General features: G+C 71.2%; 10 protein-coding genes. 7 read left to right on the top strand and 3 right to left on the bottom strand.

Annotation, left to right across the window (positions count from 1 at the left end; all coding sequences use genetic code 11):
- Positions 1–237: 237 nt before the first annotated feature.
- Complete coding sequence (locus AB0J39_RS34885; protein ID WP_363472623.1) at positions 238–900, top strand: amino acid-binding protein; 663 nt, start codon at positions 238–240, stop codon at positions 898–900.
- A 30-nt stretch (positions 901–930) separates the two neighbouring features.
- On the opposite strand, the gene AB0J39_RS34880 is transcribed toward AB0J39_RS34885, so the two are convergent.
- Positions 931–2,202: an ATP-binding cassette domain-containing protein gene (locus AB0J39_RS34880; RefSeq protein WP_363472621.1), complete on the bottom strand. Its 1,272-nt coding sequence runs from the start codon at positions 2,200–2,202 to the stop codon at positions 931–933.
- 314 nt (positions 2,203–2,516) lie between these two features.
- Here AB0J39_RS34880 and AB0J39_RS34875 point away from each other — a divergent pair, with 314 nt between their 5' ends.
- The 6 genes from AB0J39_RS34875 (at position 2,517) to AB0J39_RS34850 (ending at position 9,333) form a co-directional block, all read left to right on the top strand.
- The gene (locus AB0J39_RS34875) at positions 2,517–3,812 is read left to right on the top strand and encodes an extracellular solute-binding protein (RefSeq protein ID WP_363472619.1); all 1,296 of its coding nucleotides are present in this window, start codon (positions 2,517–2,519) and stop codon (positions 3,810–3,812) included.
- A 3-nt stretch (positions 3,813–3,815) separates the two neighbouring features.
- Entirely contained in the window at positions 3,816–4,778 is a 963-nt protein-coding gene (locus AB0J39_RS34870) for a sugar ABC transporter permease (protein WP_363472617.1), read from the top strand.
- Positions 4,772–5,656 (top strand): ABC transporter permease subunit, encoded by an 885-nt coding sequence (locus tag AB0J39_RS34865; RefSeq protein ID WP_363472615.1) that lies wholly within the window; start codon positions 4,772–4,774, stop codon positions 5,654–5,656. Before AB0J39_RS34870 ends, AB0J39_RS34865 begins: the two co-directional genes overlap by 7 nt.
- Before the next feature lie 26 nt (positions 5,657–5,682).
- The gene (locus tag AB0J39_RS34860) at positions 5,683–7,296 is read left to right on the top strand and encodes a glycoside hydrolase family 13 protein (protein ID WP_363472612.1); all 1,614 of its coding nucleotides are present in this window, start codon (positions 5,683–5,685) and stop codon (positions 7,294–7,296) included.
- A gap of 10 nt (positions 7,297–7,306) precedes the next feature.
- On the top strand, positions 7,307–8,329 hold the full coding sequence (locus AB0J39_RS34855) for a LacI family DNA-binding transcriptional regulator (protein ID WP_363472610.1): 1,023 nt from the start codon (positions 7,307–7,309) through the stop codon (positions 8,327–8,329).
- 92 nt (positions 8,330–8,421) lie between these two features.
- Positions 8,422–9,333, top strand: coding sequence for a PfkB family carbohydrate kinase (locus AB0J39_RS34850; protein WP_363472608.1), 912 nt, complete (start codon positions 8,422–8,424; stop codon positions 9,331–9,333).
- Between the two features lie 153 nt (positions 9,334–9,486).
- Here the strand turns inward: AB0J39_RS34850 and eda are convergent, their stop codons facing one another.
- Together eda and AB0J39_RS34840 are read right to left on the bottom strand one after the other, a co-directional pair.
- Positions 9,487–10,104: a bifunctional 4-hydroxy-2-oxoglutarate aldolase/2-dehydro-3-deoxy-phosphogluconate aldolase gene (gene eda / locus AB0J39_RS34845; RefSeq protein WP_363472606.1), complete on the bottom strand. Its 618-nt coding sequence runs from the start codon at positions 10,102–10,104 to the stop codon at positions 9,487–9,489.
- Positions 10,101–10,280: glucokinase (locus AB0J39_RS34840; protein WP_363472604.1), on the bottom strand; the 180-nt coding region annotated here is incomplete at its 5' end. The genes eda and AB0J39_RS34840, both read right to left, overlap by 4 nt.

Raw genomic sequence — 10,280 nt, 5'->3', positions numbered from 1 at the left:
GGCGGGGCCGGCGCGGCCAGGGCGGACGCCGCCGGGGGAGACGTCAGACAGGGGGCGATGAGCGCGGCGGCGAGTGCCGCGACGAGGGAGAGCGCTGCGGGCACGCGCGTACGCCGGTGCTGGGGGGTCACCATGGCCCGGAAGCTAGTGATGAGTGCACATCCGTGCAAGACTTTGCTGCAACTTCCAGAAACATTGCAGCCATTCCGTGACCCACCGCCGTAACGGTGGCGAAACGTGTGTCCGACACTGTTGGTGTCGCACGAGAAGGAGGTGGTGGGGATGTTGCTGCGGCTGCGGGTCTCGCTCCCCGACCGGCCCGGGGTGCTCGGCCAGGTGGCGCGCGCTTTCGGGGTGCTGGGAGCCGACATCCTGCAGGTCACCGTGCTGGAGCGGCAGGCGGGCCGCGCGGTGGACGATTTCACCGTCTCCTGGTCGGGCGTCTTCGAGCCGGGAGAACTGCGCGAGCGGATCGGCGTGGTCCCCGGCACGCGGGTGGAGGCCGTGTGGCCGACCAGGGAGGTGCCCGGGTCGACCCCCGACTACGATCTGCTCGGCCACGTCGCCGCGGAGCCGCATCGGGCGTACGTCACCCTCGTCGACGCGGTGCCCGACCTTCTCAGCGCCGAGTGGGCGGTGGCGGTCGACTCGGCGGACGGCACGATCGTCCACGGAAGCTGGCAGGCGCCGGAGGTCGTGCCCGCGGCCGACCTCACCCCGCTGCGCGCCTCGGCGTTCGATGAGGGCGGGCTGCACCTGGCGAGCGTGCCGATGGACGGCGTCCACCTGGTGGTCGCGCGCACCCAGGGGCCGGCGTTCCACCGGGCGGAGCTGGACAAGATCGTCCGCCTGGTGGGGATCGTCTCCGTGCTGGCCGGCGGCGTCAGCCGGCCGGTGTGAGGGCCGGTGTGAGAGCGGGTGTGAGCGGTGTCAGCGGCGGGGCGGGTCGATGCGGGTGCCGTCCATCGTGAACAGCATGAGCCGGGAGACGTCGACCGCGACCCGGCCGTGCTCGCCCGCGCGCCACACGGGGCGGTTGCCGAGCCTGACGATCAAATCCGCGCGGCGGTGCGTGCCCGACTGCGACAGCGGCGGCGGCGGTTCCTCCTCCGGGGGCGTGGGGCCGTTGAGCAGGCGGCGCATCATCGACCGCGCCCGGCCGCCGCTCGCCGTGCCGTTGAGCTGCCGGCGGTCCGGCGGCTCGGGCACCACGACGCCCGGGATCCCGGCCTCCAGGTAGGCAAGCCACTCGTGACCGTGGTACTCCAGCGTCCGCACCCGCCCGAAGAAGGTCGGGCCCTCGGTCTTCTCCGGCACCGGGACCAGCCCGTCGGGGCGGATCCCCACGATGATCTGCATGCCGGTGTGCTGGGACACGGCGTACGCCCGTGGATCGGTCCAGGGCATGGTCAGCTGATGTGGCCCGAAGTCGAGCATTATGTACTGATTTTGGGGCGTGCGGACCGTGGCGGCGAGCAGGTTCAGCTGCTGCGAGTTGAGGAACGCGGCGGTGAACGCGGTCGCGGGGTCGTTGTAGACCTGCGCCGGGGTGCCGATGTCCTGCAGCACGCCCCGGTTCATGATTGCGATGCGGTCGGCCAGGGTGAGGGCCTCGACCTGGTCGTGCGTCACGTAGATGGTGGTCACCCCGAGGGCCCGCACCAGTGACGAGATCTCCATGCGCAACTCGGTGCGCATGCCGGCGTCGAGGTTGGACAGCGGCTCGTCCATCAGGAACAGCGAGGGCTGACGCACGATCGCCCGGCCCATCGCCACGCGCTGGCGCTGGCCGCCGGACAGCGTGCCCGGCCGCCGGTCCAGCGTCTCGTCGATGTGCAGCGCGCGGGAAAGCTCCACCACCCGCTGCTTGACCATCGTCGGGTCCGCCTTGGCGATCTCCAGCGGGAAGGACAGGTTGCCGCGCACCGTCTTGTGGGGATACAGGGCGCCGTTCTGGAAGACCATCGCGACGTCCCGGTCCCGGGGAGCGAGGTGGTTGGCGAGCTGCCCGCCCAGCCACAGGTCCCCGGAGGTGATGTCCTCCAGTCCCGCGATCATGCGTAGCAGCGTGGACTTCCCGCAGCCCGACGGTCCGAGCAGGACGAGGAGTTCACCCTCGCCCGCGCGGAGGTTCATGCGGTCGACCGCGAGGTACCCCCCCGGGTAGATCTTCGTCACGTTGTCGAGGACGACGGTGCTCATGCCAGCTCGTTCCTCCCGGGCAGGCACGCCCGGATCCCCAGGCCTTCGGTGTGAATGATGAGGTAGTACATCGCGTCCCGGGTGCCCGTGTCCATACGTGTCGTGAAAGATCCGGCATCTACGTGCAACTTCTCGTTACTCCCGACTTTCCCCACGTTAAAGACGGCTGTCAGGGGAGTGTCGTGACCTCCCGCACCCTCCTCTGGGGCCTGGATTGTAACGAAATTGCTGAAAGTTTCTGTAAGGCCTTTCACCCCTGTTCGTGCTCCTGTTACGTTCCGCTCAAATCCCCCTGAGCAAGGAGTGCGACGCAGATGAGGCGAGTCCTCACGTCCGCGGCGGTGGCCGCGGCGCTCGCTTTGGCGGTCACCGCCTGTGGCGACGGTTCCGGCGACGCCGGCTCGGCCCCGGCCAAGAGTGCCGCTCCCGCCGAGGTGTCCGGCACGGTCACCTGGTGGGACACCTCGGACGCCACGACCGAGGGACCGGTCTTCCAGGAGATCATCAAGGGCTTCGAGGCCAAGTACCCGAAGATCAAGATCAACTACGTCAACGTGCCGTTCGCGGACGCGCGGGACAAGTTCAAGACCGCCGCGCAGTCCGGGTCGGGCGCCCCCGACGTGCTGCGCACCGACGTGGGCTGGGTCGCGGAGTTCGCCTCGCTCGGCTACCTCGCGCCGCTGGACGGCACCGCGGCCGTCGACAAGCCCGAGGAGCTCCTCCCGGTCCCGGCGGCCAGCGGCAAGTTCAACGGCAAGACGTACGGCGTGCCGCAGGTGACGGACACCCTCGGCCTGCTGTACAACAAGGAACTACTGAAGAAGGCGGGCTACGACGAGCCTCCGGCCACGATGGCCGACCTCAAGAAGGTGGCGCTCGACGTCAAGTCGAAGACCGGAGCCGGCGGCATCGCCCTGAACGTGGACGCCTACTTCCTGCTTCCGTTCATCTACGGCGAGGGCGGCGACTTCGTCGACGTCCAGAACAAGAAGATCACGATCTCGTCCCCGCAGAGCGTGGCGGGGGTGAAGATCGTCGAGGACCTCATCACGTCCGGGGCCGCCGTCAAGCCCGCGCTGCAGGACAGCTACACGAACGCCGAGACCGCGTTCAAGGACGGCAAGGTCGCGATGATCTTCAACGGGCCGTGGTCGAACGCCGACAACCTCGGTGGCAAGGTGTTCAAGGACAACCCGGACAACTTCGGCGTCGCCCCGGTCCCGGCCGGCTCGGCGAAGGCGGGCTCGCCGCTGGGCGGCCACGACTACACGGTCTACGCGGGCTCGAAGAACCTCGACGCGTCCTACCTGTTCGTCCAGTACATGGCGAGCGCGGAGAGCCAGGCGAAGATCGCCGGCAAGCTCGGCCTGCTGCCGACCCGCCAGCCCGCCTACAGCGCCCCCGAGGCCACCGCGAACCCGAAGATCGCGCAGTGGCAGAAGCCGATGGAGGCGGCCGTCGAGCGTCCCTGGATCCCCGAGGCGGCCTCGCTGTTCCAGCCGCTGGTCGAGGGCTACCAGAAGCTCGCCGGCGGGCAGACGACGACCGAGCCCATGCTCAAGGACGTCGCCACCGCCTACCAGGGCATCCTCAAGGGCTGGAGCCTGTAGGCGATGACGGCTGACGTCGTCGTGACGAGAAGGGCCGCGCCCCGCAGTGGGGCGCGGCGCCTCCTGTCGCGTCACTGGTACGCCTGGGCGATGATCGCGCCGGTCGTCGTCGTCACGCTGGTGCTGGTCGGCTACCCGCTCGTCCGGGGGATCTACCTGTCGCTCACCGACGCGACCGAGGGCAACATGGGCCGCACGATCGGGATGAACGTCATCCCGTCCACCTACGAGTTCGTGGGCCTGAAGAACTACACCGACATCCTCACCTCGTCGGAGTTCCTCGGCCGGCTGACCTGGACGATCGTGTGGACCGTCGTGTGCGTCGCCCTGCACGTGGGCATCGGCCTCGGCTTCGCGCTGCTGCTCAACCGGCCCATGCGGCTGCGGTCGTTCTACCGGATCCTGCTCGTCCTGCCGTGGGCGGTGCCCGCCTTCGTGTCCGCGTTCATCTGGCGCTACCTGCTGAACGGCGAGTTCGGCGTGGTCAACGCCATGCTGCGGGCCGCCGGGTTCGCCGGCGTCAGCTGGCTGGACGACCCGTTCTGGGCCAAGGTCTCGGTGATCGCCTGCAACGTGTGGCTGGGCGTGCCGTTCATGATGCTCGCGCTGCTCGGCGGCCTGCAGGCCATCCCGCGCGAGCTGTACGAGGCCGCCGAGGTCGACGGCGCCACGCCGTGGCGGCGTTTCCGCCACATCACGCTTCCGGGCCTGCGCCCGGTGTCCAGCACGGTCGTCCTGCTCGGCACGATCTGGACGTTCAACCAGTTCCCGGTGATCTTCCTGCTGACCAAGGGAGGACCGGGCGGCTCCACGGAGATTCTCGTGACGTACGCCTACCGCCAGGCGTTCGAGGGCATCAGGAACTACTCGGGCTCCGCCGCCTGGGGCATGGTGATCCTCGCCCTGCTCGTCGTGATGGCCACGGCCTACCGGCGCGCGCTCAGGCAGCAGGGGGAGGCATGGTGAGCTCCGCCGCCTCGGCCGCCGCCCCCGCCCGCGCCGGCGCGTGGAGCCGCGACAGGCGCAGCCCCGGCAGGTCGGTCGCCCTGCACCTCACGCTGATCGCCGCGAGCATCGTGTCGGTGTTCCCGGTCGCGTGGCTGGTGCTGACCTCGCTCAAACCGCGCACGGTCATCGAGACCGCGTCGGTCGCGCCGATCGACCACCCCACGCTCGCCAACTACACGCAGGTCCTCGGGGAGACCCGGTTCCTCACGTGGGCAGCCAACGCCGTGATCGTCTCGCTGATCACGGCCGTGCTCGGCGTGCTGCTGTCGGCCACGACCGGCTACGCGGTCAGCCGCTTCCGCTTCCCCGGGTTCCGCTCGGTGATGTGGATGCTGCTGATCACGCAGATGTTCCCCGTGGCGATCCTGATCGTGCCGATCTACAACCTGATGGCCGGCCTCGGGCTGATCAACCAGTTCCCGTCCCTGGTCATCGCGTACCTCACCTCCACGGTGCCGTTCTGCGCGTGGATGATGAAGGGCTACTTCGACACCGTTCCGGTGACGATCGACGAGGCGGGCCGGGTGGACGGCCTGACCCCGTTCGGCACGTTCTGGCGGCTCATCCTGCCGCTGGCCAAGCCCGGCCTGGCCGTGGCCGCGTTCTACTCGTTCATCACCGCCTGGGCGGAGGTCGCGTACGCGACCGCGTTCATGACGGGCGACGACAAGTACACGCTCGCGGTCGGCCTGAGCCAGTTCGTCGGCCAGCACAAGGCGGAGTGGGGCCTGCTCACGGCCTCGTCGGTGCTGATCGCCATCCCGGCGGCCGCCGTCTTCCTGCTCGTCCAGCGCCACCTCGTCACCGGCCTGACGGCCGGCGCGACGAAGGCGTGACCCAATATGAGAATCGGGGGATCCCAATGACCGAACTCGCCGTCCAGCCGTCCGCGGTCACGACCAGGTGGTGGCGCGACGCGGTGATCTACCAGGTGTACGTCCGCAGCTTCGCGGACGGCAACGGCGACGGGATCGGCGACCTGCTCGGCGTGCGCAGCCGCCTGCGGTACCTGGCCGACCTGGGCGTGGACGCGATCTGGCTGACGCCCTTCTACCCCTCGCCGATGGCCGACTTCGGGTACGACGTGGCCGACTACCGGAACGTCGATCCGATCTTCGGGTCGCTGGCCGACGCCCAGGCGCTGATCGCGGACGCCCACGGGCTGGGCATCCGCATCATCGTGGACGTGGTGCCCAACCACACCTCCGACCGGCACCCCTGGTTCGAGGCGGCGCTGCGGGCCGGGCCCGGCAGCCCGGAGCGGGAGCGCTACATCTTCCGCGAGGGCAAGGGCGCGGCGGGCGAGCTGCCGCCCAACGACTGGGAGTCGATCTTCGGCGGGCCCGCCTGGACCCGGGTCGAGGACGGGCAGTGGTACCTCCACCTGTTCGCGCCCGAGCAGCCGGACCTCAACTGGGAGCACCCGGAGGTGCACGAGGAGTTCGCCGACGTGCTGCGGTTCTGGCTGGACCTCGGCGTGGACGGCTTCCGCGTCGACGTGGCGCACGGCATGGTCAAGGCGCCCGGCCTGCCCGACGTGGGCGCCTCGGGCCAGGCCGAGATGATCGGCGAGCAGGTCGTGCCGTTCTTCGACCAGGACGGCGTGCACGAGATCCACCGGACGTGGCGCCGCATCCTCGACTCCTACGACGGCGAGCGGATCGGGGTGGCGGAGGCGTGGGCGCCCTCGCCCGAGCGGCTGGCCAACTATGTCCGCCCGGACGAGCTGCACCAGGCGTTCAACTTCCACTTCCTCAAGACGCCCTGGGAGGCCGGCCGCTTCCGCGAGGTCATCGACGAGTCGGTGCGCACGTCGGCGCTGGTGGGCGCGCCCCCGACCTGGGTGCTGTCCAACCACGACGTCAAGCGGCACGTCACGCGGTACGGCGGCGGCGAGCGCGGCCTGCGCAGGGCGCGGGCGGCGGCGCTGCTCATGCTGGCGCTGCCCGGCTCGGCCTACATCTACCAGGGCGAGGAGCTCGGGCTGCCCGAGGTGCTCGACCTGCCCGAGCAGTACCTGCAGGACCCCCAGCGGCTGCGCGACCCCGACAGCGGCCGGGACGGCTGCCGGGTGCCGCTGCCGTGGACCGCGGCGGGCGAGCCGCCGTACGGCTTCACCCCGCCGGGCATCTACGAGAGCTGGCTGCCGATGCCGTCCGGCTGGCGCGACCTGTCGGTGGAGGCGCAGCTGCGCGACGGCGCCTCGACGCTCAGCCTCTACCGGGCCGCGCTCGCCCTCAGGCGGGAGCACCCGGAGCTGGGCGACGGCACGCTGACCTGGCTCGACAGCCCGGCCGGCACGCTGGCGTTCCGCCGCGGCGAGTCGTTCGTCTGCGTCCTCAACATGACCGCCGAGTGGGTGGAGATCGGGGCGCCGGGCGACCTGCTGCTGGCCAGCGGAGGGCCGGAGACGTCCGGCGGAGTCGTGCGGCTCGCGCCCGACTCCGCCACCTGGTGGACCGGGAACAATGTCTAAAGTAATGCTCATGAACAACACGCGGCTCGCCGACATCGCTGCTCAGGCCGGAGTCAGCGAGGCGACGGTGAGCCGTGTGCTCAACGGCAAGGCGGGGGTCTCCCCGGCCACCCGCCAGGCCGTGCTCACCGCCCTCGACCTGATGGGCTACGAGCGCCCCCAGCGGCTGCGCCAGCGCAGCAACGGCCTGATCGGCCTGGTGATCCCGGAGCTCGGCAACCCGATCTTCCCGGCGTTCGCCCAGGCGATGGAGAAGTCGCTGATCCAGCACGGCTACACGCCGATCCTGTGCACGCAGGAGCCCGGCGGCGCGCCCGAGGACGAGTTCACCGAGATGCTGCTCGACCGGGGCGTGTCCGGCATCGTCTTCGTGTCCGGCCTGCACGCCGACACCACCGCGCGGATGGACCGCTACACCAGGCTCACCGACCGCGGGCTGCCGATCGTGTTCGTGGACGGCTACAACGAGGCCATCCCCGCGCCGTTCATCTCGCCGGACGACCGGCTCGCCGCGCGCCTGGCCGTGCAGCACCTGGTGGACCTCGGGCACGAGCGCATCGGCCTCGCGCTGGGGCAGCGGCGGTTCGTCCCGGTCATCCGCAAGATCGAGGGCTTCCGCCAGGCGATGGCGCAGCTGCTCGGCGTGACCGGCGTCGACGACCTCATCCAGCACTCGCTGTTCTCCGTCGAGGGCGGGCAGGCCGCCGCCGCGGCGCTGTTCGACCGCGGCTGCACCGGCGTCTTCTGCGCCAGCGACCTCATGGCCCTCGGCGCGATCCGCGCCGCCCGCGAGCGGGGGCTGTCGGTGCCCGGGGACGTGTCGGTCGTCGGATTCGACGACTCGCCGCTGATGGCCTTCACCGACCCGCCGCTGACGACCGTGCGCAAGCCGATCGGCGCGATGGCGGCCGCGGCCGTCGAGACACTGCTCGAGGAGATCGGCGGCAGCCCGGCCAAGCACGTCGAGCTGGTCTACCAGCCCGAGCTCGTGGTGCGCGGCTCCACCAGCTCCGGGCCCCTCGTCAACCGCTGAAACCCCCGTGGTCTCGCGGTTCGCCGCGCGGAGGGCCGCAGGCCTGCGCGTCCACCCTCCGTGATCACGCACAGAACCTCGTGGAGCCCGGCGTGACCCTCAACGACGCCCTTCCTGATCATGCAATCGACGTCCTCGTCGTCGGCGGCGCCGGCGTCGACACGACCGTCTACGTGCCGGAGCTGCCCCTGCCGTACGCCGACACCTACGCCGTGCCGCCCGTGGTCGACCGCATCGGCAACACCGGTGCCGGGGTCGCCCTCGGCTGCCACGCGCTCGGCCTGCGCGTGAAGTTCGTCGACCTGATCGGCGACGACCCGCAGGGCGCGCTGATCCGCGACCACCTCGCGGCGCGCGGCGTGGACTTCTCCCACGCGGTGTCGGAGGCGGGCACCCGCCGCAGCGTCCTGCTGGTGGACCCCGGCGGCAGGCGGCTGTCGCTCTTCGACCCCCGGGTCGTCCCCGGCCAGCGGATGCCGCGCGACCTCTACCTGCCCGCCCTCCGGTCGGCCCGGCACGTCCACGTCTCGATCGTGGACTTCGCCCGGCACGTGTACGCCGACATCCCGGACGGCACGACGGTCTCGACCGACCTGCACGACTGGGACGGGCAGAACCCGCACCACGAGGACTTCGCCTACTCCTCCGAGCTGGTCTTCCTGTCCGCGGTGAAGCTCGGCGGACGGCGGGAGGAGGTCATGCGGTCGATCGCGGAGCGGGGCCGTGCGTCGGTGGTCGTGTGCACGGCCGGAGCCGAGGGCTGCCATGTGCTCGCCGGCGGGCGCGTCCGGCGCTTCCCCGCGGCTCCGCTGCCCGGCCCGGTGGCCGACAGCAACGGCGCCGGGGACGCGTTCGTGTCCGGCTTCCTGTACGGCCGCCTGAGCGGCCGGCCATTGGAGGAGTGCGTACGGCTGGGCGCCGTGGCCGGGGCGCACGCGTGCACCAGCGAGGGCACCCACGAGGACCCGATCACCCTGGACGCCCTGCCGGCCACGGCGCCGTGAGACCGGACGCGGTGTCATGAGACGACGCCGGGCCCGCGACCGCCGGTGAGCGGACCCGGGCCCGGCACCCATGGACGTGCCCGGGTCACGGGCACGAGCATGGTCACCGGCTCCGCCGAGGGAGGGAGGGCGGACCGGCGAGCTTGAGGGAACTCAGGGACGCAACGCCGCGGCCTCGGACGCGAGCTTCTCGATCCTGGCGAAGTCGCCCGCCGCCACCAGGCTGCGCGGCGTGAGCCAGCTTCCGCCGACGCAGCCGACGTTCGGCAGGGCGAGGTAGGCCGGGGCGTTCGACGGGGTGATCCCGCCCGTGGGGCAGAAGCGCACGTCGGGCAGCGGGCCGCTCAGCGCCTTGAGGTACGTGACGCCCCCGGCGGGCTCGGCCGGGAAGAACTTCAGCTCGCGTACCCCGCGCTCGGCCAGCGTCATCGCCTCGGTGGCCGTGGCGACGCCCGGCAGGAACGGCACACCGGAGGCGAGCATGGCCGCGAGCAGGCCGGGCGTGGTGCCGGGGGAGACGAGGAATCGGGAGCCGGCCTCCGTCGCGGCCTCCACGTCCTCCGGCGAGCGCACGGTGCCGGCGCCGACGACGGCCTCCGGCACCTCGGCGGCGATTCGCCGGATGGCGTCGAGGGCGACGGGGGTCCGCAGCGTGACCTCGATGACCGGCAGGCCCCCGCCCACCAGGGCCCGGGCGAGGGGGACGGCGCTTTCGGCGTCGTCGAGGACGACCACCGGGACGACCGGCGCGAGGTCGAGAATGTTGCTCATACACGCTCCACATCGGGGAATCGTTGGGCGAGCCAGGCGGCCGCACCCGTAAGCGCCGGCTGTTCGGCGATGATCAGTGAGGTGGCGATCGCGGCGGCGTACTCCGACAGCGCCGGCGCGGTCGTCTCGAACCGGGCCCGGAACGCGCTGCCGGGGATCCGCGCGGCCAGGCGGGG

The organism is Microbispora sp. NPDC049633 (genome assembly GCF_040675265.1).
In the GTDB taxonomy this organism is placed as follows: Bacteria; Actinomycetota; Actinomycetes; order Streptosporangiales; family Streptosporangiaceae; genus Microbispora; species Microbispora maris.
The sequence above is the reverse complement of the archived record's forward strand: the minus strand, read 5'-3'. Positions and strand labels throughout refer to the sequence as shown.